The sequence below is a fragment of the Brucella intermedia LMG 3301 genome (assembly GCF_000182645.1).
GTDB lineage: Bacteria > Pseudomonadota > Alphaproteobacteria > Rhizobiales > Rhizobiaceae > Brucella > Brucella intermedia.
This window is the reverse complement of record NZ_ACQA01000002.1, coordinates 1,508,709-1,533,793: the sequence shown is the minus strand read 5'-3', so window position 1 is coordinate 1,533,793 and position 25,085 is coordinate 1,508,709. Positions and strand designations below refer to the sequence as shown.

Below are 25,085 nucleotides of genomic sequence, written 5' to 3'. Positions count from 1 at the left end.
TTTAACCCGTAATGCGCAACGTCAGATCTGCGATGATTACCGAACCAAGGTAAGTGCCGATCATCACGCAGATAGCGACAACGACGATCTTCCAGCCGGAACGGCGAGCAATCTCGAATTCGTTGCGCGTCAACGCCAGACCGCCATAGGCCAGCGCGGGTGTTGCCAGCGCGAGAAAGTTCAGTTCCCCCACTTTCGCCAGAACAAACTCCGATCCGGGGACGCCGGGAATGGTGATGACAATGGCAATGAGGGAAACCCAGGCAACGCTCGGCAGATAGAAAGGCATATAACGGGCCAATATCAAGCCGCCGATGGATGCAGCGTAAAGCACCGCCATGCCCGGCAGCGCCTGTGCAGGTGTCACGCCCGTGCCGACCCAGTTCGCGACTAATCCGAGAAAGCAGGCAATAACCAGAAGCAAGGCATTTTCTACAATATCGATCTTGCGTTCGTCAGTCGTCTCGACAGACAGGGTCAGATGGTCGATCGTATTTTTCACTGATTTTGAAGTCATCAGTCTCTCCCTTACGCCGCGTCGCGATATTCTTCGGGGCGGCACTTTTTATAGAGCCATTCCGTGAGCGGCAGCGCCACAAACAGGCCGACATATAGTCCCGTCGCATAGGTGAGGATGTTGCTGGCGGCAGCCAGCGCCAGAATGAGATCCTTCTGTTCCGGCAAGACGCTGACCAGACCGCCCGTGCAGGCCGCAAGCATGCTGCCCGAACCGACACCGCACGACATGGCCAGCGCACGAAAATCAAAAAGCCCCAGACTGTTGACGAGCGGCGGCATCAAGGCAAAAACGAACGTGCCAATCAGAGTTCCGGTAGCGTAGACTCCCATCACGCCCGCACCTTCCGGACTGTCCAGACCATATTTGTCAGCAATCAGGGCCAAGTTAGGCTCCCGGTCAATCGAATAGGTTGCGCCGATGGTCTCCCGTCCCATGCGCAGCAGGAAAACGGCGATAGGAAAGGCGACGGCAATCGTTCCCAGATTGCCAATCTCCTGCAAAACGAGAGCAGGTCCGGCAGCAATAATATTCTCGATCTGAGGACCGACCGTCGTTCCGAACTTGGCGATGAACGGCATGATAGCAATGGTGATCATTGTGCCTGACAGCTTGACCGAGTCAGACTTCAGAACTTTCCCCGTCGCCTTCAAGATATTTGGATTCAGGATGACACCGAGAGCAAAGGCATAGAGCATCGGCAGAAAGATTACGGCACCGATGCCGATGGATATTTTCCGTATACCGATCAGTTCGGAAATACAGATGATTGCCAGTACAAACGCGTGCAACCAGATATGGCGCATCGCAAATACATTATTCCCCTTCACGCGGGCCTCCTTGTTTTTCTTCATACGCGCTATGCTTCAGTATGATGAGTTTGGGTCGAAGCACCAGCCTCAGGGGAAGGAACACAGTGTTGCTTTTGCAACAACGGCAGCCCTCGAACACGAGGCTGCGAAGACTTCTTGATCGTCCATGATCAAATGTCATGGCCTTCGCGAAATCCGCGAAAGCCAACTTTTCAGCGTTTTCCCGCTCTTATGATGAGCCGCTTGCGATTTGGCTACCGACCCGCGGCCGCATATCGGTCCCAGCAATCGCCAAGGTCCCTTGACAATTTGTGCTTCATGATGCGTTGGCTCGGTGTGCGTTCGAACTCCTCGACCACCGCAATGTAACGAGGGTTCTGATAGGCCGCGAGACGGCTCGTCAGCCATTCCGAAAGCGCCCCCGGATCAACTTCGCAGCCGGATTTCGGCTTGACGAACAGCTTTATGTCCTGCTCGCCGATTTCGGCGGCAACGCCGACAATCGCGCAATCCTCCACCGATGGATAGGCTCCGGCGACATGTTCGACTTCCCATGCCGAAACGTTCTCGCCCTTGCAGCGCACGCTGTCGGTCAGTCGACCATGGAACCAGAGATTGCCATCCGCATCGAACGAACCGGAATCGCCGGTATGAAGCGCGCCGTTGCGCAATGTCTTTGCAGTCGCTTCAGGGTTGTGCAGATATCCCTGGAACAACGCGCCTTCGATGGAAGACCGCACAACGATCTCACCTTTCTCACCGTCAGCCACCGGCTTTCCTGTTTCGTCGAGAAGCTCGACCGTGAACCACGGCATTGGCTTGCCGACAGCACCGACTGTTCCGTTATCGTTGCAGGTGGTGATGCTGGAGGCTTCAGTCATGCCGTAGCATTCGCGCATTTCCACCCCGAAGCGGTCGCGGAAAAGCGGCCAGACTTCTTTCGGGCACCCGCCGCCCCAGGCGATGCGCACGGGGTGATCTCGATCAGAAGCGCGCTCCGGCTGCTTCAGCAAAATTTGCAGAATGCCGCCCAGATAATGGATATGCGTTGCTCCATATTCGCGGACCTGTGCCCAAAAGCGGCTGGCGCTGAACCGGTCGACCATCGCGAGTGTGACGTCTTCCAGCGTCGGCAGAACAATAAGCTGCGCACCACCGATGTGATAAAGCGGCTCCCAGACAAAAAATACGTCGCCCGGACGCACCAAAGTCAGTTGCCGTACCGCTTCTCCAGCAAGACGCATCATGCCGTGGGTAACAAGTACCCCCTTTGGCCGCCCGGTAGTGCCGGACGTATACATGATTGCGAAGAGGTCGTCCGCCACCGGCAATTCTTCGGCTGGGCCCCACGCATCCTGAGCGACAATATCCTGTAACGATCCTTCCCCGGAAGTCAGGATAAAGGCATGCGCTGGTAATTCCGCACCGCATTCGCGGATCGTTTCCTGCGCATCCGGGTCGCAGATGACCACGCCAGGTTCACAATGTTCCAGAATATAGCGCAGCCCCTCGCCGCGCTGCTGCGCATTAACCGGCACCCACACGATGCCTGCGCGGGCAAGGGCGAACAACACTGTCAACGAAAGTTCTGAGTTACGCATCATCACGGCGGCCCGATCACCGCGCTTCAGTCCACGAGCGTTGAAATGCGATGCAAGCGCCGCCGATTGACGGTCAATGGCGGCAAACGTGATCGGCTGGCCATTGAAAAGTGCAAAGTTCTGGTCCGGCTTTTGCGCAGCCTTGGTCAGGAAGCTTCCAAGGAAGCCTTCAAATTTCATAGTCATGGGAGGCACTCTGTTTGGTCAGGAGGAGCGGCGGAGTTTTTCCGCCGCCAGAAGAAGTGTTGTGACGATGAGGAATACGACGACTGATACCGCTGCGAGCGTCGGATTGAGCTGGAGGATCATGTCGTCCCACATCTGTTTGGGCAGAGTGGTCTTTATGCCGCCGCTGACAAAGATCGCCACCGTCAGTTCATCGAAGGAGGTAATGAAGGCGAAGAGAAATGCCGCGGTCAGACCGCTACGGATGAGCGGAACGGTCACGAAACGCAACGCCTGTACCTTGTTCGCGCCGAGCGTTGCCGCGGCCTGATCAAGACGCCAGTCATAATTTTTCAGGATTGCCGCAATCGCAACGAAGGCAAAGGGCAAGGCCAGTACCGTATGACCGATCACGAGACCGGTATTCGTGGCCACAAGGCCGATCTGGGCGAACAGATAAAACAGGCCGACCGCGATAACGATACGTGGAACGATCATGGGAGCGAGGAAGAATGCGAATATCAGCCCGGCCCAACGGGACCGCGAGCGAGCCAGCGCCAGCGCAGCAAAGCCGCCGATGACTGTCGCGAGGATTGCCGTTGCAAAAGCCACACCGAACGACCGCACGGTTGCGGATAACCAGAGGTCGGAGGTGAAATAGGCTCGAAACCAGTCGAGACTGAAACCGGGAGGCGGAAATTCCAGAAACTGCGAACTGGTGAAAGCAATCGGGATCACGATCAGCGTCGGCAGCATCAGAAACGCGCAGGACAGAAAGCAGTAAATTCCCAATAGACGCTTCGTGATGGCTTGTCCGAGCAAAGTGCGGACAGCCATGGCAATGCGGCTGGACGCAAGTGCACTGATTTCCAGAATACGCAAGCCGATATTTCGCAGAATACCATTCTTGCCTTTGTGTGCAGCTCCCGTATCACCTGAAAGGCTTGAAAGGCCGAAGACGCGATCATAGACCCAGCATGTGACAAGGGCCGCGACCAGCATCATGGCAGCCAGCGCCCCCGCGAAGGCCCAGTTCAGGATTTCCTGCACCTGGACGATAATCAACTGCGCGAGCATGGTCTGCTGGCGTCCGCCCAAAAGGGCGGGAACAATGAAGAAGCCGAGGGAAGAAATAAAGGTGAGGAGACCGGCCGCAGCCGCGCCCGGCAGGGACAACGGGAAATAAACCAGCCAGAAACTCTTGGCCGAATCCGCCCCCAGCGTGCCCGAAGCCTGTGTGAGCCTGCGGTCGATCCCGCTCATGACTGGCAGCATGGTCAATACGGCAAGCGGCAGCATGGCATGAACCATGCCTATCATGACGCCGAACTCATTGTGTAACATTTCCAACGGCGAGCCTATCACGCCCGAACCGAGACCAAGCTGATTGATAACCCCGGTGCGTCCAAGAAGAATAACCCACGCAAAACTCTTAACGAGATAACTCGTCCAGAACGGCACCATCACCAGCAAAATCATCATGCCGCGCTTGCGCTCCGGCAGGCGCGACAGCCAATAGGCGAGCGGATAGCCGAACAGAAGCGAGAACATCGTGGTCAGGGCCGCAATGCGAAACGTGATAAGCAAAACACGAAAATATACATCCGTGTCGAAAATTCGCGTGTAATGCGCTCCCGTAATCGCACCGGTGTCCGCGTTTTCGAAGCTCAAGCCCATCAGCCGCGCGACAGGCACCAGAAAGAAAATGATCAGGAAGACAAGTCCCGGCGCGACCAGCCAAAGCGGACCGAAACGGAAGCGAGCACGTGTCGTACCCGCCTGAGAAACTGCAGCAACACTCATGGCGTCACCAGAACAGCCGCTTCCGGCTGCCAGCTCAGGGTAACATTTTCGCCGAGCGCTGGGATAGGCCGACCCGGCAGCACCCGTACAGTCAGAAGGCGCGCTTCGGCTGCATCCACCAATACGCGCGTTTCAGAACCTGCATAGACCACTTCCGCTACCCGGCCGCGAACGCGATTTGCGCCGGCATCGCCGAGTTCCATATGTTCAGGCCGCACCACCAGCGCCATCTCGCCATCGTGAATGTCACATGCCTTATCGAGAAGAAGCTTCGCATTTTTGGTCGAAAGGTGCGGGCGACCGTCACTGCCGGTTTCGATATTGCCGCGAAATATGTTGGAGATCCCGATGAAGTCTGCGGCAAAGGCTGTCGTGGGACGGGAATAGATTTCTTGCGGCGGCGCAATCTGTTCGACCATTGCGTGGTTCATCAGGCAAATGCGATCCGAGAGAGCAAGTGCCTCCTCCTGATCATGGGTCACATAAACGATGGTGGCACCTGTCTGGCGATGCAATTGCTTGATTTCGAATTGCATATGCTCGCGCAGTTTCTTGTCGAGCGCTCCCAGCGGTTCATCCATGAGAATGATGGACGGCTGGTAGACAAAGCAGCGGGCGAGAGCCACGCGCTGTTGCTGGCCGCCCGAAAGCTCACGCGGGAATCGCGAGGCAAGATGACCAAGCTGCACCATATCCAGCGTGCGCTGCACCTGAGCCTTGACGTCAGCAGACTTCTGACCCCGCATCTTTAGCGGAAAGGCGATGTTTTCCTCGACAGTAAGATGCGGAAACAACGCGTAATGCTGGAAAACAAGGCCGATATCGCGCTTATGCACCGGCGTATCCGTTTCGTCCCTGCCATCGATGAAGAGTCGGCCTTCACTCGGCAGAACGAGACCGCTGATCATCTGAAGGAGCGTCGTCTTACCGGACCCCGAGGGTCCAAGAAGCGTCAAGAACTCGCCCGGCTTCACCGCAATATTTGTCGGTTTGAGCGCGATGGTTTCGCCATAGCGCTTGGATAGTCCGTCAACGAGAAGTTTCGGCTCAAGAGCGTGTTCGGGTTTGGCAAGCATGTCGTTCCCCTTAAACCCGGAGCCAGCGACCTCGCCGGCCGCTGCTCCATCTTTTGTTTTTCATATTGCGTAGTCAGTCCGACCGCATGGGTCGCCCAGGTTCAGCTTTGCTCAAGTGCAGCTCAGCCAAGTATCCAGGCATTGAAGCGCTCGGTCATTTCCGAACGATTGGCGCTCCACCAGTCTTCGCTGGCGATGCTCATCTGTTTCAGATTGGCTTCGAAGGTCGGCAACGACGATGCCCGTTCCGCCGGAATATGCTCGTAGGCCTTCAGGTTGGTCGGGCCGTAAGCGAGAAACTCCGTGAACAGCGCCTGCTGTTTCGGATCGGTGCAGAACTTGACGAACTGACGGGCGATATCGGCACGCGGCGATCCTTTGGGGATACCCCAACCTTCGATGGAATAAAGGCCCTGGTTCCAGCCGATTTTCACCGGAGCGCCCCCATCGATGACGGCTTGCGCACGTGCGTTCCACAAGGCGATCATGTCCACTTCGCCGCTCTGGATAAGCTGGCTCGACTGGGCGCCGCCCGTCCACCATACATCCACATGCGGCTTGATCTTTTCGAGGCTGGCATAGGCGCGCTCAATATCGAGCGGGTAGAGCTTGTCGAGCGGAACGCCATCGGCGAGCAATGCCTGTTCCAGCGTATCGATTGGGTTCTTGCGCAACGACCGGCGGCCCGGAAACTTTTCGACGTTCCAGAAGTCCGCCCAGGATTTTGGCGCTGCCGCATCGTCAAATCGGTCGGTGCGATAGGCCATGATCGTTGAATAGACATCTACACCGAGCCAGACTTCGGTCAGCGAATCCGGCATCAGGCCCGGAGCATCGGCGGCGACAATACCGATCGGCTCGAGCAGATTACGCTTCTGGAGAATATCGCGTGCTGATAGCGTCAGCGTGCAGACATCCCAGCTATAGGAACCGGTCTCGACCATGGCGCGAAATTGCGCCGTAGGTTCGGCATCGCGCGCTACATTGACCACCTTGATCCCTGTCGCCTTCTCAAAGGGATCATAGAATGCCTTGCGATAGCCGGGGCTGTAAGGTCCACCCGGATCGGCTACCGTCAGTGGCTCCGCGGCTGAAGCCCGACGCGTAAGAATGGCCGGGGTAGCAAGTGCTATGCCGAGCCCGCCTCCGAGCTTCAGTAGATTCCGGCGATGAATTGTAATCGTCTTCCCATTTTTCATTGTTTTCCCTCCGGCATGTCATTCGGTATGCGATATCAAACCGTCCGCCCCTTTTTGGGACGGACGGACATTGGTTGGTCAGGAAGCTTTGCGGGCCGCACGCTCGGCGAGAAACTGCTCCATCATGCGAGCCGGTTCACCCGATGCATAGGCTTCCTTCTGAATGCGCGATCCCGCAGCCAGACAGTCGCGGAAGCCTGCTTCCGTCATTTCGCGGAAACGCTGCTTGTTGAGACGCATGGCTACCGGCGGCTTGGCGCCGAGTTCCCGTCCGAGCGCGACAGCTTCATCCAGGACCTTGGACTGATCGACAATGCGATTTATGATTCCGATGGCGTGGCATTCCTCGGAATCCATCAGGCGCCCGCTCAGCGTGAGGTCGATGGTGCGGGCAAGACCGATGATCTCGCGCATGATCCACGGGCCGGTGGTGCTGGCGATGCCGGAATTGATCTCCGGTTGGCCCATGCGGACGGCCGGATGGCCGATACGGAAATCACAGAGAAGCGCTACCTGAAAGGCAGACCCGGCAGCGACACCGTTGAGCGCCGCGATCAGTGGTTTGGAGAGCGAACGCATGCGATCATAAAGACGCTCCCATTCGCCAACCCATTCCTTGCCGCGCTCGGCATCGAACGTCCGGGTTTCATTGAGATCCTGACCTGCGCTGAACGCACGGTCGCCGCCCCCGGTCAGAATGATCGCACGGATATCGGCGTCGCCTTCAAACACATCGAAAGCCTCGATGAGCTGGCGGCGCATCGCGCTGTGCCACGCATTGAGGATGTGGGGACGGTTGAGCGTGATGATGCCGACCTCGCCTCGACGCTCAGTCAGGATAAAGCGATCCATTGTGTTCTCCCTTTGGGGTTATGCGCTTACAAATCTTTTATTGCATTGCAATAACTATTATGTTATGGTGATTTTATTGTATTATAATGTCAAGCATCTTTTCAGATTCTTGATAATTCTGCTATTAAACGACGATTATCTCAGGCGAGTTTTTGATGGTACGCAAAGCGGAAAAGTCAGTGAAATCAGTCAATGAAAGCGTGGGCAGTGATCGCGATCCACTGCTCGTGCAATCCGTCGAAAAAGCATTTCGTGTTTTGCGGGCCTTTGATGGCAGCAGGCCAACTCTCAGCCTGTCTCAGATCGCGGAAGAGACCGGGCTGGATATTTCAGCGGCGCAGCGGTTCACTTATACACTCACCAAACTGGGCTATCTGACCAAGAGCAGCGAAACGAAGCGTTTTGAACTGGGCGTAAAGACGCTGGACTTCGGCTACCATTACAGCCGCGCCAGTGTGCTCGTCGAACGGGGTACGCCTTATCTTCTTCACCTGAGCAAAACCACGGAAGAGACGGTAAACCTGACCGTTCTGGACGAGACCGACATCGTTTTCGTCCAGCGATTCATGAGCCGCCATGTATTGAACAACGATGTCGTCACCGGCATGCGTCTACCGGCTTACTGCACGGCACCCGGCATTGCTATCCTCTCGGCCCTGTCGGAAGATGAAGCGAACGCAGTGCTGGATCGCTCTCATTTGCATCCCTACACACCCCACACCACATGGAATCGCGACGAGTTGAATGCAAAGCTCAAGCAAGCCGCAGCCAAGGGCTATGCAACTGCATTTGAGGAATATTTCCACGGCGATCTTTCCTTCGCATCGCCTATTCTGGACGCTCGGGGCCATCCCTATGGCGCAATCAATATTGCTGTATCTCGCAGCCGCTATACGCCAGAGGAAGCAGAAGAGAAATATGCGCCTCTTGTGACGGCGGCAGCCCGTTCAATCACTCTTATTACGAACGCAAGGCGCTAGGTTTCTGAGGAGAGCAGGAGTTCAGTGAAGGCAATGAGGTTTTCGCGGTCGTTCCAATCCGGTGACGGTTGGTCCCGGGGACTTTAGAGAATTGTCTATCGAGACGTTCTCATCTCACGTTCTCATTCAATTTGGACGTTATCTGAAGCGGATCGTTACCGTGGATAAACGCGGTCCACTAAAAGTTGCATAATCGCCACATTCACCCCATTGCTTTTTCCGATTGCTGTTTATATGAGGTCTGCGATTTCTCCCCCTAAAAGGGGGGAACAACGCATTTCAGGAACATGTTCAGGCTCGGTTCATCTTGGATGTCCCAATAGCCGTCACAGAACTGGAGCCTCTCTGAGGCCCGGTCAATCGCATCACGTTAATCACTACGAGCTCAGAATGACTCTTCCTACGAATGGCCACGAACGTCTGGCACATGGCGGGTTCGCCACCCCCGAGCAACTTGCCAACCAGATCCGCGCCGTCTGGCAGGACAATGGCCTGACGTGGAAACCTACCGCCCGTTGGTTTCCACGTATGCCTGCACATCTGGACGAGATATTCGGCCTGCTATTTGACACGGACGCAGACGGGCATGTCGATGCCATTCTGTTCGCCGACGAGCGGCGTTCGTCGCCTCTGCACAACATTCGCGATTTTGTCGGCTCACTTCAGTCCCCGCTCATAGACCTCAAGGGGCGTGCCGGCGATTTTGCTGACGCGCATTTCGACCTGCAAGAGCCCCGGACGTGGACAGAAACCGCCCGGCGCATCCTCAAGTTTCGTCAGCAGGGGGACGCACTGACCCTGCAGTTCCGTCAGTCGGTGGATCCCGAGATCCAATTGCTGGCGCACATGTACGTTTCGAACAAAGAGCTGCGAGCAATGCGCTATCCGCTGGCACCGGAAGCCGTCTGCTATCCGGGATTCTACTCGGCCGGGAAGATCGTCCCGCTTGCCGAAAGCCTTGTGTTGCGCGGGTTCCTGAAACGGCGTTTCTTCGATCGGCTGCACGAGTGTCCAAACTGCCACTCGCGTCGTCTGTCCGTCCGCGAGGAATGCCCATCCTGCCGCTCGGCCGATCTGCGCGAAAGTCCGCTCATTCATCATTTCCATTGTGCGACCATATTGCCGCAAGAGCAATTCCGGCAGGGAATGTCGCTGGTCTGCCCCAAATGCCAGCGCCAGCTTCGCAACTACGGGAAAGACTACGATCGCCCGGGCGAAGCGTATACTTGCAACACATGTGAAGCTACATCGTCGGAAGTCGAAGTCGGGTTCGTCTGTCTGGATTGCAATGCCCGTACGGATGGTGAAGCAATCCAGCAAGTGGATCTCCACAGCTATCTCCTGACGGACGCCGGTGCGGCATTTCTGGAGGGCAGGCTTTCCGTGACCGACTCTTCTCTACCAGTTCCGCTGCAAAGAGAGATCGACCGCATCAATGCATCCGCGGGTGCGAATGCAGCCCTGGCAGAAATTCGGTTCGCCGATGGCGAACAGGTAATCTCGGTCAATGGCCGCCCCACATTCGACAAGTCCCGGGATCTCTTTTTCGAGAATCTGCGTAACCGTTTGGGCGTTGCCGCTTCGCTCTTTGTAGATGGTGATATGGCCTATCTTCTGGCAGAACGCTTTGATGCGGTCCTTGAGCGGGAGTTGCAGGACACCGTGCGAAGCAGCGAGGAAGTCCTACGTGTCAAGCTGTCTCCCGTGTTGACGGTGAAACAACGTCTCGGAAGAGGCTGACCGTGAACACGCTGGAACTGGGCTTCGCATTTCTGCTGAGCCAGACGACCCTTAGTATCATGTCGGTCTTCTGGTACACGTTGATCTTCGAATTTCCACGCTACATCCTGCCATTTCTCGTGGCGGGAATGGTCATGCGTTCGCCGGATGCCGAGGCGCTGATCGAAGAAGACGGCACGGCCAGCGAGCATCCCAGCGTCAGTGTCATTCTCGTGGGGCATAACGAGGAAGATGCGCTTGAGGCTTGCGTCCGCTCTCTGCACGAGCAGTCTATACAGAACTTTGAGATCGTCATCGTCAGCGACGGTTCTACTGACCGCATGGTCGAGGTCGCTCAATCCCTCGTCAAACAGGGACTGGCAACGAAAGTGCTATCCACCAGTCTGCGCGGCGGCAAGTCCAGCGGCATCAATCTAGCATGCGCCTACGCTTCGGGCGATATCATAATCAATGTCGACTGTGACTGTTCGTTCGACCGATACGCATTCGAATATCTGCTGAGGCCGTTTTCCGATCCTGCAGTGGGCGCCGTCTGTGGGGATATCGCTCCTCGCAACAGCGATGCGAGTGTTATCAGCCAGTTTCAGGAAATCGAATACCTGCAATCTATTGCAGTCGGCAAGCGCATTGCCAGCGCGGTCAATCAGGTCGTCTGCGCGTCAGGCGCCTTCAGTGCTTTCCGGCGCAAGGCTCTGGACGACATCCGTGGCTTTGATGTTGGCGGCGGGGAAGACCTGGATACGACAATCAGACTTCGCCTGAAGGGCTGGCGGATCGAATACGCCCCCGAGGCGGTGTGTTATACCGATGTGCCTACGACTGTTTATCAGTACATACGGCAACGCCTGCGGTGGGAACGCGACGCGATCTGGATTCGCTATCGCAAGCACGTTCAGCTGATGAACCCGCTATCGCCCGCATTCCGGATCACCGAGGCCGTCCATCAGTGGGATTTCCTGCTCTTCAACGTCGTGGGAGCTTTTATCTTCCCGGTCTATCTGGTCTGGCTGTTCATCCAGTATGGAGCCTTCACACCAGCAATCCTGATCGCAATGCAGATCGGTCTGCTGGCAATCGATGTGCTCATTCTGGCTGCTTCCGCCTGGTGTACGGGTCGGCATGTTTTCCTGCGCAACCTCTTGTTCCTGCCGGGTTATTCCCTGTTCATGACTTATGTCATGCGCCCCGTCAGACTCATTGCCTATATTGACGAATGGGTGTTCTCCGGCTCTCACCGTGACAATTACACACCGGTGAAAGTCCGCATGCAACGTCCCTGGTAAAAACGGAAAATCAAGTGAAACGTCTACGCAAACAAACTCGCATCGATGTTCTCGATGCTCAGAAGCGCTCGTCCTCCGGAAAACTCGGGCGTATGATCTATCTCGGCCTGGTCTTCGTTTTTCTAGGTTCGCTCGCTTATTACCTCATCGGCAACATGTTCGTCCTGTCTATCGATGGCACTGTCCTGAAAGAGCGCTATCTGGTTAGCGCCAACTATCCAGGCAAGGTGACAGAGGTTTTTGTCAAGGAAGGTGATGAAGTGCAAGCCGGTACGCAGCTTGCGCGCATTGAGTCATTCGAGATGATTCAGGAACTCGCCAATATCGCCTTCCGGGACAGCGATCTCGCTATCCGTGAGGGGCAGCTTCAAGGCAAACTCGGCTCCATCACTGCTGTATTTCCTCTGGCAGAGCGCACCGCACGCGAAACGAAAGGCACTTCGAGCCAGTTCGATACTGTTTCAGGGAAAGGCATCGTGTCTTCGCTTGCCAAGGACGACGCGCTTCGCAACAGCCTGCAAGCCGCTGAACGTGTTGCCCAACTGCAAAGCGAAAAGGCAGCTACGGAAAACGAACTGAAGCTCCTTCAGCAATCGCGTGCCATCTATCGTCAGGCGATGGACAAACTGAATGGGATTTATGATCAGGGTTTCCTGCGTGCCAGCATGGCAGGAACCGTGGGCGCCAAGGTGCCTCTCCCGGGCCAGGTGGTGAAGTTCAGTGACGAGCTTATGCAGATCAATGGCGGAGAATCCTATATTCTCGCATACCTGCCGGATGAATATCTGTTCAATGTCCGCAAAGGCATGACGGTGAATGTTTCCGGTGGAGCACAGTCTGCCAAGGGTAAAATCGAAACTATATTGACCGTTGCCGATGCCCTGCCCGCGGAGTTCCAGAACATGTTCCGTCCACGTGACCGGTCTCGGTTGATCCGCATCGCGCTTGAGAATGAAAACCCCTTCGCAGTATCCCAGAAAGTAACCATTTCCGGCTGCGCTTTCGGCTATTGCTGGGCCAATTAGCGGCTACAATCTACCGCTTTCCATAGAGCATTTCCAGCAAAAGTGTGAAACGGTTTTGCGTTGGATAATGCGATAAAACAAATAGTTAGAGCGGTTCCGGCGATTCTGTCAGAACAGGAACCGCCCTAGCAACCGTCTCTACGCGGCGGGTTCGTTCGCCCAGGCGCGGTTGCGAGGAGATATTGTTTAATAGCTTGACTTGACCATTTCTGCGCGATCAGGAACCCGCTTGCCTCTGTTGAGAAAAGTTATTATTTCAGATCGTCCTAGTTTCAATGAAAGCCGCGTGAACCTTGCCGGAACAGAATTCGAGAATGGAGACGAAGCCGGCAGTCATTCAGGTCAACGATTTATCCGTCGACTATGACGGTTCGCCTGCGCTGACATCCGTTAATGTCTCTGTCAGCGCCGGTCGGATAACTGCGATATGCGGCGCCAATGGTTCCGGCAAAAGCACATTGTTGCGTTGCATGGCACGCTTGCAAAAAGCCTCGCAGGGCACCGTGCTTTTCGAAGGACGGAACATCAGTGGCATGCGCCGCCACGAACTTGCCAGAAAGGTCGCAGTACTTGGGCAGATGCCTGAAGTTCCGGCAGGCCTTACGGTCGAGGAACTCGTTGAAAATGGTCGCCATCCTCATCGGGGGCTGCTCTCGCGCCTGGGGCAGGCCGACCGGGCCATCATCGCACAATCGATCACACAGGTCGGACTGGAAAACCTTCGGCACCGGCAGGTCGCTTCATTGTCGGGCGGCGAACGGCAACGGGCCTGGGTTGCCCTTGCTCTTGCGCAGAACCCTTCCGTACTCTTCCTTGATGAGCCGACGAACTTTCTCGATATACGGCATCAGTCCGAGCTTCTAACTCTTCTGAAAAAGCTCAACCGAGAGCGTAATCTCACCATCATAGCCGTACTTCACGATCTCAATCAGGTAATTGAGCTGGCTGACGATGTCATTCTAATGCGCAAGGGGCGGCTTATGGCTTCCGGCGACCCGCAAAGCGTCCTGACGAGACAGCATCTCAAGGAAGCCTTTGAATTCGACATGGACGTTATCGCCCACCCTGTGCTGCCGATCTCCTTCTGTCTGCCGCGCTGGATTGTCGATGATCAAAATCAGGCCGCGAGATGAGGTCACGGGACGCCGTCGCGGAAGCTGCCAAGCCCCGAACCCATGTGTTCGGCCTGTTTTTACTGGCGTCGGTGCTACTGCTGGGGCTGATTATCGCCGAACTCCTTGTCGGCAGTGGTAACGTCACGCTGTCCGACGTTTTGCAAGCGCCGTCGCGGCCCCAGTCGCTGGCGCAGATCATCATTGAAACCATCCGCCTGCCCCGGGCTCTTGCCGCTGTTCTTGTCGGGGCCGCCCTTGCAGCCACGGGCGTGATCATGCAGACGGTGCTGCGCAACCCCTTGGCCGCACCCGACATACTGGCTGTCACCAGCGGTGCCCAGCTGGCCCTCATTATTGCCAGTCTATTGCTTCCATTCGCATTTCCGGGCTTTCTCGCAACGATCCTCGGCGGAGCTATCGGCGGAGGTCTCTGTCTTCTGGTGGGAGGCGGATTGCGCGCGCAGCCGGTTCGGCTTGCGCTTGCAGGGGTGGCAATCTCCCTCGCCTTCTCGGCTCTTTCATCAGCGATTGTGCTTATGGCCGACGATCGGGCATCGGGCATTCTTTTGTGGTCTTCCGGTCTTCTGGAGCAATCCGGCTGGACCAGGGTTGCTTCGCTGGCGCCAGCAATACTAGCCGGAATATTGCTGCTTGCACTCCTGGGGCGACAATTCGATGTTATGGCGCTCGGTAACGACATGGCCTCGGGTCTCGGCCTTGGGAAAGCGCCGGCCATCATCGGTTTGCTGGCTACGGTCGTCCTTTCCGGCGCGGCGGTTTCCATCGCGGGACCGATTGGCTTCATTGGCCTCGCCGTCCCGAATTTCCTGCGGGCTGTTGGTTTTCACAAACACGGTCTTCTTCTGCCGGCAGCCGCGCTTTTGGGGGCTGTCGCACTTCTGGCTGCCGATGTTGCGGCACAGCTGTTGAGCAGCCATGGCACGATCATCCCCGCTGGAGTTTTCGTCGCCTGTTTCGCTGCCCCCGTCCTGATTCTGGTTCTTCGCAGGATCAAAGGGGAGACGCGTACGCGCGCAAACGTCGTTTCGCATAAGGTTTTGTTTCAGCGGAAAACAGTGCTCTATCCCGTTCTCGCCGGATTGATGGTGGCGGCTTTCCTGCTCGGCCTGCTCTTCGGTGACGGAGTGGCCGGTTGGCAAACCGATTGGAATACCGTCTACGCCCTGCGCATGCCGCGCGTGTTGATCGCCATGGGGGCGGGAGCATTGCTTGCATGCGCTGGCCTGCTGCTTCAACTCGTCACCCGCAATCCGCTTTCGGGTCCGGAAACCTTGGGCCTGTCGCAAGGGACTGCGCTTGCCGGTCTTGCCGGACTTTTGATCGGGGTCGTGCCCGGCAGCCCGTTATTCGCGCTTCTCGCCTTGCTCGGTGCAGGCCTGGTCGTCCTGTGCATTTCGCTTCTTTCGATCCGGATGTCGCCCGAGCGCACCGCGCTGACCGGCATTGCGGTCGCCGCCAGTCTCGCGGCGGTCAGCACAATCATCGTCATTGAAGCCAAATTGCAGGTCGCCGAGGCGCTTTCCTGGCTGGCGGGGTCCACGCACGGCCGCAACTGGCAGGATGTCACGGCACTTGCTCCCTGGCTCGTCCTCATCCCCTTGATGATGATACTCGCACGGTGGTTCGATATTCTGGCAATGGGGCGGGACGAAGCGGAATCCATTGGTCTCAACACAATGTCCGCCCGAATATGGACGATGCTTTTGGCCTCGCTCGCGGTGGCGGGTGCTGTGGCGACGGTTGGCGCAATAGGCTTCGTGGGATTGATCGCTCCGCATGCCGCGCGGTTGTGCAGCGGCGCCCGCTATCGCCAGCTCGTGCCTGTTACGGCGCTTATCGGAGCAATCCTCACCGCCTTCGCGGATATGTTTGGAAGAACCCTGATAGCGCCGCAGGAAATTCCCGCAGGGATTGTCACCGCCTTCATCGGAGCGCCGTTATTCATTCTGCTGATGCGCCGTGAATCGCGATAACCTCTGCTTGTATCCGGCCCGGAATGCCGGACCATCGCCCGCAAGAATGGTTTTGCGTAAGATAATGCTCATCGCGTTTGGGTCAGGCGGGGAGCGCGCTTTCCACGCGATCCAGCAGACGCAACATCGACCGTGTGGACCCGAAAGGCCAGATATCAGGACCTATTGCGTGCACCTGATTGCTCGCCACCATTGGCAGGACCGGCCAAAGGGCGCTTTCCGTCAGTTCCCGCGAAGGCTCATCGCCAAGAAGACAGAGATGCGTGTCAGCATCGAGCACGGCGAGATCTTCCAGCCCCAGCGTGGTGAAACCGAAGGACTGGCTGCCAAGATCGACAGCCGTGGAAAATCCGGCTTTTGACAGCGTCGTCATCGCGGCGGAATTGGATGTAAAGATGCGCAGACGGGCGACGCCCGGCAGTGGCTGCGCAATGACAATCCTGGTTTCCTGCGGCAAGCGCTTCGACCGCGCTGAGGAAAGACGCTCTTCAAAAGAGACCCATTCCTCACGTGCTTCCGGCTCTCGCCCCACCGCTTTGCCCGAAGCCACAAGCCCGGCTTTGATGTTGTCGTAGAAGTCGGACTTTTCGGAACCTTCGTCGAGCAGCAAGGTTGGCGAAATTTCGTTCAGGCGATCTGCAATGGCGCCATGGCGCAATGCGGATGTGACAATGAGATCGGGCTTGAGACGCATCAAGGCCTCAAGGCTTGGCTGCTGACGCCCGCCGACATCGACCGCACTGGAAAGCTTATCGTTCCCAATGTTCACCCACTGGCGATACCCAGCCAGATCGGCAGCCCCGACAGGAACAATGCCGAGCGAAAGGAGAGTTTCAGTTGCAGCCCATTCCAGCGTTACAACTTTCGAGGACTCTGCGCGGGCGACAGATGTAAGGGCAGCCAAGGCCGCCCCTACAAGAATATCACGCCGAGAAAAAACTGTTACCATCGAACGCTCGTCGTCGCGACGATGGAACGACCCTGACCATAATAGCACTGGCTGGTGGAATTGCAGCCGGCAACATATTTCTTGTCGCCGAGATTGAAAGCATTGACCTGCAAACGATAATTGCCGATGTCGTAACGCAGAAACGCGTCCACCAGTGTATAGGACGGCACATAGAAGGTGTTGAGCGTGTCGCCCGCCGTCTTTCCGATGCGACGCACACCGCCACCGACGACAAGGTTGCCTTCGATATTGCCCGGCAACGGCATGTCGTAGCTCAGGAACAAGGATTGCTGGTTCTTCGGCACGGTATAAGGCAATTTGCCGATCTGGTCAGGATTCTGGCTTTCGCTGACTTCGGGGTCCTGGAAGCTCAATGCAGCGGTGAGGTTCAGCCTGTCCCAGAGACGTGCAGTTCCTTCAAGCTCGATCCCGCGAACCCGCACTTCGTCCGTCTGGTAATAAACCCCGGAGATGCGGTTCACGACATTCTGCTGCTCAGCCTCGAAAGCCGAAAGTGTGACGGTGTAATCCTCTCCCTCCGGTGCATATTTCACGCCCACTTCCTTCAAGGTGCCGGTAGTAGGTTTGAGCGGCGTGTCGGCGAGTGTCAATGTCGGGAGGAACGAAGTCGAGTACAAGGCATATGGAACGAGGCCTGAATCGAACAGGTAAGCCACCCCCACGCGGCCTGTGAACTTGTCCGGATCCTGTTCGTAATCCGTGGTCTTCCCTGATGCGAGTGCGGTCTGTTCGGAACGGATGCTGACGAAATCCTTGCGGCCGCCCAGCGTGACACGCAATTTGCCGACTTCGATCTGGTCCTGAACATAAATGCCGGTCTGGTACTGCTTCTGCAAAAGCCGCGTTGTCGGCGACAGCTCCGCGAGAGGCTGGCCATAGGTCGGATTGAAAAGATCCTGCGTGGGGCCGCTTGCCGAGGCAGTATAATTGTCGAGACGTTGCCATTGCTGATCGAAGCCCACAAGAAGCGTATGAGCCACCAGTCCCGTATCGAAACGCGACTCCAGTTGCGTATCGAAGGCAATCGCATCCAGTTCGGGCTGGGCCAGATAGTTGGTGCGGGGAATCGTATGCCCGTCCCAGCCCTTTGTCGGGATGACGCCTGTGAACAGATTGCGATAATCCGTCTTCATATGCGAGTAGCGAAAATTCTGGCGCAGAGTGAACGTGTCGTTGAAACGGTGCTCGAAATCGTAGCCCGCATAACCGATCTCTTTCTTGTAGATCGCATTGCGCGGATCTCCATCGGAAAAGTCGCGTGAGATCGTCTGTCGGGTCGGGTTTGGCAACACGCTGCCATAGGCCGGGATTATGACGCCGGCCTGTCCCATATCATCCTTCAGATAGCCGCCGGAAACCACGAGACTGGTATCAGCATCCGGCCGCCAGGCGAAACTGGGGTTGATTGCAATACGATCATTCTTGCCCAGATCATAGGATGTGTTGCTATCGCGGAAAATTCCGTTCAGACGATAGGTGAAGCGCGGATCGTTGTTGATAGGCCCTGTAATATCGGCACCGAATTCCTTACGTTCAAAGCTTCCACCGCGCAGATAAATCTCGCGCGAAGCTTCGGCCTGCGGCTGCTTGCTGACCATATTGACGATGCCGCCCACATTGCTCTGACCGAACAGGGCGGAACTCGGGCCGCGCAGGATTTCCACGCTTTCCAAAGAATAAGGTTCGACGACGAAGCCGGAATAGCCGCCAGATTGGCTGGCAATCTGGGGAATGCGCAGGCCATCCAGATAAAGATCGGCCGGAAAGCCGCGCACCGTAAAATAGTCCGAACGAACATCGGCACCATAACGCTGTGCGTTCACATTGGCGCTATAGAGCATAGCTTCGCTGACCGACTGCACCGCGCGGTCGTTCATGTTGTCACGGGTCACAACCGAAATAGACTGGGGGACTTCCCGGATCGGCACGTCACTTTTGGTTGCGGCACGGCTATGCTCGGCAACATAACCTTCTACAGGAGCACGCGGACCTTTCCCATCCGACGTCTGTATCTCGATCGTGTCGAGCTTGAGGATTCCGGTCTCCTGCGCTGCGGATGGCGATGCGATTGCGATGGAAGCCGCACCACCCAAAATTACGGTTTCCAGCAGAGACTTGACGCTCGTCCGGCGTGGGTTCGTTGTGCCCTGTTTGCGCGCAGCACCACTCGTATTCAATTCGGCTCTCCTTGCCGCCCGGCCAGCCGACGGCACTTTCTCCCGCTAGCTGATCGTGGCTGCGGGTTATGCGATGATTTTGGCGTTGCGCAAACTCGAATTTCAGAATAATTCTAATTTGTGCTTATCAATGAACGCGTTACGCAGCTGAATATATTTCAGCAACCTTGATGGAGTCAGGCCAAACTCCGTTGCAATTGGGTCAAAATTCTGCAATTTCCGCTAAATATGACAATTTCAGTCAAATTGGGCCAAACGGAAATCTGCATGCGACCGAAACACGCCATCGACTATCAGAATTTACCGCGGCCTCTGGCGGTCATGCGGCGTGAATATAAAACCGGCATGAATTTTGGCTGGCACAGTCATCGGCGCGGTCAATTGCTCTACGGGAATACCGGTTACATGACGGCGCTGACCGAAGAGGGCGCGTTCATGCTTCCAAGCGGTTACGCGGTGTTATTGAGACCAGATCTGCCGCATGCGGTGGAAACGTTCGGCGAAACGGAAATGTATTCGGTCTATGTTGAAGAGAACATTTCACGCGACTTATGGGAGGAGACGCGGGTCCTCAAAGTTTCCGCCTTGCTCGACGCCAGCATACAGGCGCTTGCCAAGGAGCCCCTGCTCTATGACGAAAACGGACGTGGCAGGCATCTTTCCGCTCTCATCTTGGACGAAATCCGCTGCGCGGGCAGGCAGCCTTTGACGGTACCGCTTCCGACAGAAAAGCAGCTCCGAAAGCTGTGCAGGAATCTTCTTGGAAATCCGGGTCTGGACCTTACCATCGATGACTGGGCTGAAGAGGTGGGCATGAGCCGCCGGACGATGACGCGCAAGTTTCGCCAGGAAACTGGGATGAGCTTTATTGAATGGCGTCAGCGCCTGCGTGCTTCCCATGTCATGCGTCGTCAGGCTGAAGGTGTCCCATTGGCCATGGCGAGCGTGGAAGCGGGCTATCAAAGCGTTTCAACCCTGCGCAAAGTGATGAAAAGCCTCAATCTGGTATAATGAGTTTTAATGGCTTCTCGTAAAATCGCAGCGAAACGCTTCAGCTTGGCATTTTTCAGCGGGCAAGATCACACAATGTGGCAGTCACTGTGTCGTTCGCCTTCCCTGTTGGTCCTGATAGATCGAATTATGGCGCTCGATTGCGAGTACCATACTTCTTTACAGTCAAGACCATGTGCGACGCTCGTTACAATCTCAACACGAACCTCAATAAATCGACGCATCAAAGCCCAACTCAGACACAGTTGCAAAATTTCAGCATAATCAGACGACAAATCGAATTGCACGCTGAATATCGAAAAAGTCATTAGCTCTGAAAAGCAGTGTGCGGGGGGCCGGATGTTCGATCCCCGGATACCAACTGCCTCGATAGGCTTCGATTGGGTTTGTGTATTCCACAATGAGCTCGAACGTGTTTGCGAGTTTTGGAAGGCATTTGGACAGGTCGCGCGATAACGACCGCTCAACGCCGTCGCGAATTGCTTTAACGGCAGCCTGCGGTGACAAAGAGGAGGTTGCGGGGCCATGTCCTTCGCTGGTGGCGACCGTGCGAATACCAGACACGAATTCATGCGCTTCGCTACACATTCCCGAATCCCCCGAAAGAAACGTCGAAGGTACGCCATAGCGTGCCGCACAGAGGGCGTTCAGCGTGAATTCAGAAGCAACTTCGCCGTTGATCAGCATTCGCGAAACAGTGCCAGTCAACGTGTGAGCTAGCGGATTGGTATCGGTGCCAGCCTTGTTGTGATAACCGGTGTACAGCGCCGCACTGAAACTGCGGTCAATACCAAACATCATGGCGTCGGGGTGCCCGCTCCAGCCCCGGACGATGCGAACATAGTCGGGAAGTTTCGAGAGGATCAGATTACGCGCGGTAGAGTGTGCATCTTTTACCACGATCTCCTTCGCACCTGCTGCCCGTGCACCCTCGCAGGCGGCGACCAGTTCGTCTGTCATATATTCGCGAAACTCTTCGTAGTCAGCATGCCCTTTTCGCGCCTCGTCCCAGTTGGTGATACCAGCCGTACCTTCGATATCCGCGCTTATGAATATTTTCATGACTTCGCTCCTTATCCGCATACGTGCGCCCGAAGGTGCGTTAATATTCTGAGACTAACTTGGCTGGCCGCGAGCCCTCTTTCAGGCGGCCTTTCCGGCTTCCCGACGTTCCAGAAACATCGGTCCGACCCGTATACCGGTTCGCCCGGCCTCGTCAGTTGCGCCCAGCTCCAGTATTTCTTCTTCATAAAGCAACCCGCGCATGCGGTACCGGTTGCCATCGACAGGTTCGCAAGTATGCGTGCAGAAATACTCGATCAGGCATTTGAGTTGGCCGTGGCTATAAGTCAGGTATGTGATGTTAAAGTCTGGCCCGTATCTGCCCAGATGAGAGGCTATTTCCGTTGGAACTTGCTCTGTAGGAAGGCTATCGGCTTTCAGCCACTCCTGACCTTTCCAATCGAGTTTGCCGGGTTCGGGAAACGAGACATCCATATGAGGATAGTCTGCTCCACGACCGTAGATGCGACCGTCAATGACAAAATGGTTCTTGGACTTCGGACGAATTTGCAGAGGCACACCCTCTCCCATGAGATAGAGTTTGCCTGCCTTTTCCTTTACCTCGATAACTTCACCACTTTCAACCTGACGGTAAAGGCCTGGAAGGGTGGCAAACTGCTCGTCAGTTATAGCGGGCGGCACCTGGACGCCGTGCGGGCGCTTGCCCATACCATTTTCCGACAATGCAATACGCAAACCATCGCCAGCCAGGCGCGAGGCAATCTGATTGGCAAAATCCAGTGTGGCAAAGATAAGAACGCCAAATCCAGCACGGGGGAGCAAGGTCATCTGGGATGCATAACCATAAACCGCTCCGCCATGTCCAACTGAAGTCCAGCCATCCATGTCGCCAACACCAAAACACAGTCCATAGCCGTTCTGGGTTCGGTCGTGGCCGGTTGGTCGCCTTCCAATCGGCGTCCACATCTCCCGCAATGAAGCAGGGCTGATAACGGAATGACCATTGGGCGTAAAACCACCGCGCAGAAGACATCTCGCGTAGCTTGCCATGTCACGGTTAGTTGAGAAAATGTTTCCAGCAGGAGAACCACCGAGGCTGAAGACCGGCGCGGGACTATCCCCGTCTATAGTCCACATCTCAGCAGGCGCGAGACGTTCGCGAATACCCTCTGCCATACCCGAGGAGGTGTCATACATACCGAGAGGCTTGAGGATATTGTCAGTTATATAGTCTGCATAGCTCTTGCGTGTTACCTTCTCGATAACCAGTCCAACTACCGCAATTCCGGCGTTGGAATAATGCATGGTTCCGGCGCTGGGGTCCTGTTTGAGTGTTGAAGTTGCAAGCTCGGCCACTGTATCTGCAAGCGGAGGGCGATGGGCGTCAAGATAATGGCCGCTTTTGGGTTCCCGGACGATACCGGCGGTATGACTCATCAACTTGCGAAGGCTGATATGGGAGCCGAAAGGCCCACTTTCACGACCGACGAACGGATTGATAGGCTGAAAACCTGGAAGATATTCAGAAACATCCACGTCGAGGTCTAAAAGGCCCTTCTCGACCAATGCATAATCGCGACCGAAGTGAAGGTTTTGGTAATCGAACCGATACGGAAACATGTTCGAGCATTCATCTCGAAATGTCGTTCGGGATGCTGAATATGCCCTTCCGCCAGCAATCCGTCCCGATCAACAAGTGCATAGGAAATTGAAGGTATGGTCTTGTCTTCCACCTCATGGCGGATAAGGCTTTCGAAGAGTTCAATTGATTGATTTGAAAGCTTGGACACAACAATACTCCCGAGGTTCAGCTTGAGTGGCGAGGATCAAGAACATCTCGCAGCGCGTCGCCGACAAGGTTCCATGACAAAACAAAGAGAAAGATTGCAGCGCCGGGAAAGACCAGCGTGTACCAGTATTGGAAAGGGTTTCCCGGCTGACCCACGATCCAGTTTCGCGAATACGCGATGAATTGCCCCCAGTCTGCATAGCCTTCCTCAGTGCCGACACCAAGGAAACTGAGCGCTGAAGCCGAAAGTACCATTGAGCCCGTCGCCATGGTGGCCAGAACAAGGACGGGAAAAAAGGCGTTGGGCAGAATGTGCAACGCAATAAGACGAAGATCTCCGGCTCCATAGCTTCGGGCGGCATGGACATAATCCATCTCACGAATACGCAGGATTTCGCTGCGGATGACGCGGGCGTATCCCATCCAGCCAAAAGTTGTCAGCGCGATCGTAATCGGACCGATGCCCTTTCCAAGAAGGGCGGTCAGGACCATGGCTGCAATCAGGAATGGAACAGCCATGAATACGTCGACAATGCGCATCAGAATCTCATCGACTGCACCGCCGTAATAGGCGGCGACAGAACCGATCAATGTTCCGATCAACACGGAAATGGCGACCACACCGAGGCCGATCTTGAAGGCCGTACGGGTGCCCCATATGACTGCATAATAGATGTCATACTGACCTTCCGTGGTCCCGAAGATCGCTTCGGCGGAGGGCGGTTGCGGTGTCGCCAGAAAGCCGGCTCGCGGCGTGTCATAGACCGACATCTGGAATTCCTGCGGCGGCGCCAGTACCGGCGCGAATATTGCCACCAGCACAAAGGCCAGCAAAATCAGGACTCCAATGAGCGAGACAGGATTACGCAGCAGATATCGCAGCAATTTCATCGTGTCTTCACCCTTGGATCGAGTAACGGATAAATCAGGTCAACGATCAGGTTCATTAGTACAAGCACGATCGCGAAATAGAGGCTGAAGCCGAGAATTGCCGGAAAATCCAGATTGGCGGCAGACTTGGCGGCGAACTGACCAAGCCCGGCATAATCGAAGATGGTTTCCGTGATAACGACGCCGCCCATCATCGTCGCCAGCTCCATGCCAGCAATTGTGGTAACGGGTAGAAGCGCATTGCGGCGGGCATGGCGCAGTTCCACAACGCGTTTAGGCATACCCTTGGCTCGTGCAGTACGCACATAATCCTGACGGAGGGTCTCCAGCATCGAGGTTCGCATCACACGGGTCATGCTGGCGAGATTGACATAGGTCAACGTAATGACAGGGGCTGCAAGGTGACGAAGGGAATCCCAGAATATCTGAAGATTGCCATTGAGGATCGCATCAATGGTATTGGCGCCGGTATATCTGGTGAAATCCGGGGACATGACAGTCGCTTGCGCCCATTGGCTGAGCCTTCCCGGCGGAAACCAGTCAAGCGCGGAATAAAAAATCAGCAGCATCAACAGTCCAAAGACGTAGACAGGAAACGACCACCCCAGAATGGTGAATATACGGATAAGGTGATCCGGCCATTTGTTGAGATAAATGCCCGCACGCGAGCCCAGATAGATCGCAAGCAGAAAACTTGGAATGAAGGCCAGTAGAACCAGCTCCAGTGTTGCAGGCAAAAGAGACGTCAGCGCATGGGATACAGGTTGACGTGCAGTCTCGGACCAACCGAGATTGCCGGTCATGATATTACCGATCCATCTGCCGTATTGAACGTGGAAGGGATCGTTAAGCCCGTATTGTTCGATCATGCGCCGGATGCTCTCCTGTCCCCCTTTGAGAAAGTCAGGCGAAGGAGCGTAAGCCGCCAGCCGTTGTGTTGGCGATAGCGACATCTGCAGCGCGAAGAGCATCAATGACAAGGCAAAAAGGACGACGGGAAGCGTCAGCAACCGCCTCAAAGCGTAATTCAGCACACCAGAATCCGTTTCGCTTGGAGTTGGG

General features: G+C 55.9%; 19 protein-coding genes and 1 pseudogene. 7 read left to right on the top strand and 13 right to left on the bottom strand.

Going from position 1 to position 25,085, the window contains the following annotated elements; genetic code table 11:
* Position 1 precedes the first annotated feature (1 nt).
* From OINT_RS19630 to OINT_RS19600, 7 genes are all read right to left on the bottom strand, one after another.
* Positions 2–517 carry a hypothetical protein gene (locus OINT_RS19630; protein WP_006470737.1) on the bottom strand — a complete coding sequence of 172 codons (516 nt, stop codon included), beginning with the start codon at positions 515–517 and terminating at the stop codon, positions 2–4.
* Between the two features lie 11 nt (positions 518–528).
* The gene (locus tag OINT_RS19625; protein WP_006469653.1) at positions 529–1,371 is read right to left on the bottom strand and encodes a DUF3100 domain-containing protein; all 843 of its coding nucleotides are present in this window, start codon (positions 1,369–1,371) and stop codon (positions 529–531) included.
* A gap of 212 nt (positions 1,372–1,583) precedes the next feature.
* The gene (locus OINT_RS19620) at positions 1,584–3,116 is read right to left on the bottom strand and encodes an AMP-binding protein (RefSeq protein WP_036564777.1); all 1,533 of its coding nucleotides are present in this window, start codon (positions 3,114–3,116) and stop codon (positions 1,584–1,586) included.
* Between the two features lie 18 nt (positions 3,117–3,134).
* Positions 3,135–4,898: an ABC transporter permease subunit gene (locus tag OINT_RS19615; protein WP_006469651.1), complete on the bottom strand. Its 1,764-nt coding sequence runs from the start codon at positions 4,896–4,898 to the stop codon at positions 3,135–3,137.
* A complete protein-coding gene (locus OINT_RS19610) occupies positions 4,895–5,974 on the bottom strand; it encodes an ABC transporter ATP-binding protein (protein WP_006469650.1) in 1,080 nt (359 codons plus the stop codon). Before OINT_RS19610 ends, OINT_RS19615 begins: the two co-directional genes overlap by 4 nt.
* A gap of 122 nt (positions 5,975–6,096) precedes the next feature.
* Positions 6,097–7,173 carry an ABC transporter substrate-binding protein gene (locus OINT_RS19605; protein ID WP_006469649.1) on the bottom strand — a complete coding sequence of 359 codons (1,077 nt, stop codon included), beginning with the start codon at positions 7,171–7,173 and terminating at the stop codon, positions 6,097–6,099.
* A 78-nt stretch (positions 7,174–7,251) separates the two neighbouring features.
* Complete coding sequence (locus tag OINT_RS19600; protein WP_006469648.1) at positions 7,252–8,025, bottom strand: enoyl-CoA hydratase/isomerase family protein; 774 nt, start codon at positions 8,023–8,025, stop codon at positions 7,252–7,254.
* 155 nt (positions 8,026–8,180) lie between these two features.
* Between OINT_RS19600 and OINT_RS19595 the strand changes: the two genes are divergently transcribed.
* The 6 genes from OINT_RS19595 to OINT_RS19570 all read left to right on the top strand — a co-directional run bounded on the left by OINT_RS19595 (position 8,181) and on the right by OINT_RS19570 (position 16,162).
* Complete coding sequence (locus OINT_RS19595; protein ID WP_006470739.1) at positions 8,181–9,005, top strand: IclR family transcriptional regulator; 825 nt, start codon at positions 8,181–8,183, stop codon at positions 9,003–9,005.
* A 390-nt stretch (positions 9,006–9,395) separates the two neighbouring features.
* Entirely contained in the window at positions 9,396–10,745 is a 1,350-nt protein-coding gene (locus tag OINT_RS19590; protein WP_006470740.1) for a TackOD1 domain-containing metal-binding protein, read from the top strand.
* Positions 10,746–10,747: 2 nt separating this feature from the next.
* Positions 10,748–12,028, top strand: a complete 1,281-nt coding sequence (locus OINT_RS19585; protein WP_006469645.1) for a glycosyltransferase family 2 protein — start codon at positions 10,748–10,750, stop codon at positions 12,026–12,028.
* Positions 12,029–12,042: 14 nt separating this feature from the next.
* The gene (locus OINT_RS19580; RefSeq protein WP_006469644.1) at positions 12,043–13,053 is read left to right on the top strand and encodes an HlyD family secretion protein; all 1,011 of its coding nucleotides are present in this window, start codon (positions 12,043–12,045) and stop codon (positions 13,051–13,053) included.
* 314 nt (positions 13,054–13,367) lie between these two features.
* Positions 13,368–14,186, top strand: a complete 819-nt coding sequence (locus tag OINT_RS19575; RefSeq protein ID WP_006470742.1) for an ABC transporter ATP-binding protein — start codon at positions 13,368–13,370, stop codon at positions 14,184–14,186.
* Positions 14,183–16,162: an iron ABC transporter permease gene (locus OINT_RS19570; RefSeq protein ID WP_006469642.1), complete on the top strand. Its 1,980-nt coding sequence runs from the start codon at positions 14,183–14,185 to the stop codon at positions 16,160–16,162. The genes OINT_RS19575 and OINT_RS19570 overlap by 4 nt, the downstream gene beginning before the upstream one ends.
* An 82-nt stretch (positions 16,163–16,244) precedes the next feature.
* Here OINT_RS19570 and OINT_RS19565 read toward each other — a convergent pair whose 3' ends face one another.
* Positions 16,245–17,111, bottom strand: coding sequence for an iron-siderophore ABC transporter substrate-binding protein (locus OINT_RS19565; RefSeq protein WP_050791032.1), 867 nt, complete (start codon positions 17,109–17,111; stop codon positions 16,245–16,247).
* Positions 17,105–19,309 carry a TonB-dependent siderophore receptor gene (locus tag OINT_RS19560; protein ID WP_006470744.1) on the bottom strand — a complete coding sequence of 735 codons (2,205 nt, stop codon included), beginning with the start codon at positions 19,307–19,309 and terminating at the stop codon, positions 17,105–17,107. The genes OINT_RS19565 and OINT_RS19560 overlap by 7 nt, the downstream gene beginning before the upstream one ends.
* Before the next feature lie 228 nt (positions 19,310–19,537).
* On the opposite strand from OINT_RS19560, the gene OINT_RS19555 reads away from it, so the two are divergent.
* Positions 19,538–20,320: an AraC family transcriptional regulator gene (locus tag OINT_RS19555; RefSeq protein WP_006469639.1), complete on the top strand. Its 783-nt coding sequence runs from the start codon at positions 19,538–19,540 to the stop codon at positions 20,318–20,320.
* 264 nt (positions 20,321–20,584) lie between these two features.
* Here the strand turns inward: OINT_RS19555 and OINT_RS19550 are convergent, their stop codons facing one another.
* From OINT_RS19550 to OINT_RS19535, 4 genes and pseudogenes are all read right to left on the bottom strand, one after another.
* Positions 20,585–21,382, bottom strand: coding sequence for a M55 family metallopeptidase (locus tag OINT_RS19550; RefSeq protein ID WP_006470748.1), 798 nt, complete (start codon positions 21,380–21,382; stop codon positions 20,585–20,587).
* Between the two features lie 81 nt (positions 21,383–21,463).
* Positions 21,464–23,076: pseudogene (locus tag OINT_RS19545) on the bottom strand (serine hydrolase domain-containing protein).
* 74 nt (positions 23,077–23,150) lie between these two features.
* Positions 23,151–24,023 carry an ABC transporter permease gene (locus tag OINT_RS19540; protein ID WP_006469636.1) on the bottom strand — a complete coding sequence of 291 codons (873 nt, stop codon included), beginning with the start codon at positions 24,021–24,023 and terminating at the stop codon, positions 23,151–23,153.
* Entirely contained in the window at positions 24,020–24,892 is an 873-nt protein-coding gene (locus OINT_RS19535; RefSeq protein ID WP_006470751.1) for an ABC transporter permease, read from the bottom strand. Before OINT_RS19535 ends, OINT_RS19540 begins: the two co-directional genes overlap by 4 nt.
* Positions 24,893–25,085: the final 193 nt, after the last annotated feature.

Bases quoted from the DNA above. Each gene is read 5' to 3' on its own strand.
- OINT_RS19555 (WP_006469639.1), top strand. From the start codon at position 19,538: ATGACAATTTCAGTCAAATTGGGCCAAACGGAAATCTGCATGCGACCG.
- OINT_RS19610 (WP_006469650.1), bottom strand. From the start codon at position 5,974: ATGCTTGCCAAACCCGAACACGCTCTTGAGCCGAAACTTCTCGTTGAC.
- OINT_RS19565 (WP_050791032.1), bottom strand. From the start codon at position 17,111: ATGGTAACAGTTTTTTCTCGGCGTGATATTCTTGTAGGGGCGGCCTTG.
- OINT_RS19615 (WP_006469651.1), bottom strand. From the start codon at position 4,898: ATGAGTGTTGCTGCAGTTTCTCAGGCGGGTACGACACGTGCTCGCTTC.
- OINT_RS19575 (WP_006470742.1), top strand. From the start codon at position 13,368: ATGGAGACGAAGCCGGCAGTCATTCAGGTCAACGATTTATCCGTCGAC.
- OINT_RS19550 (WP_006470748.1), bottom strand. From the start codon at position 21,382: ATGAAAATATTCATAAGCGCGGATATCGAAGGTACGGCTGGTATCACC.
- OINT_RS19605 (WP_006469649.1), bottom strand. From the start codon at position 7,173: ATGAAAAATGGGAAGACGATTACAATTCATCGCCGGAATCTACTGAAG.
- OINT_RS19590 (WP_006470740.1), top strand. From the start codon at position 9,396: ATGACTCTTCCTACGAATGGCCACGAACGTCTGGCACATGGCGGGTTC.
- OINT_RS19535 (WP_006470751.1), bottom strand. From the start codon at position 24,892: ATGATCGAACAATACGGGCTTAACGATCCCTTCCACGTTCAATACGGC.
- OINT_RS19570 (WP_006469642.1), top strand. From the start codon at position 14,183: ATGAGGTCACGGGACGCCGTCGCGGAAGCTGCCAAGCCCCGAACCCAT.
- OINT_RS19620 (WP_036564777.1), bottom strand. From the start codon at position 3,116: ATGACTATGAAATTTGAAGGCTTCCTTGGAAGCTTCCTGACCAAGGCT.
- OINT_RS19595 (WP_006470739.1), top strand. From the start codon at position 8,181: ATGGTACGCAAAGCGGAAAAGTCAGTGAAATCAGTCAATGAAAGCGTG.
- OINT_RS19630 (WP_006470737.1), bottom strand. From the start codon at position 517: ATGACTTCAAAATCAGTGAAAAATACGATCGACCATCTGACCCTGTCT.
- OINT_RS19625 (WP_006469653.1), bottom strand. From the start codon at position 1,371: ATGAAGAAAAACAAGGAGGCCCGCGTGAAGGGGAATAATGTATTTGCG.
- OINT_RS19600 (WP_006469648.1), bottom strand. From the start codon at position 8,025: ATGGATCGCTTTATCCTGACTGAGCGTCGAGGCGAGGTCGGCATCATC.
- OINT_RS19540 (WP_006469636.1), bottom strand. From the start codon at position 24,023: ATGAAATTGCTGCGATATCTGCTGCGTAATCCTGTCTCGCTCATTGGA.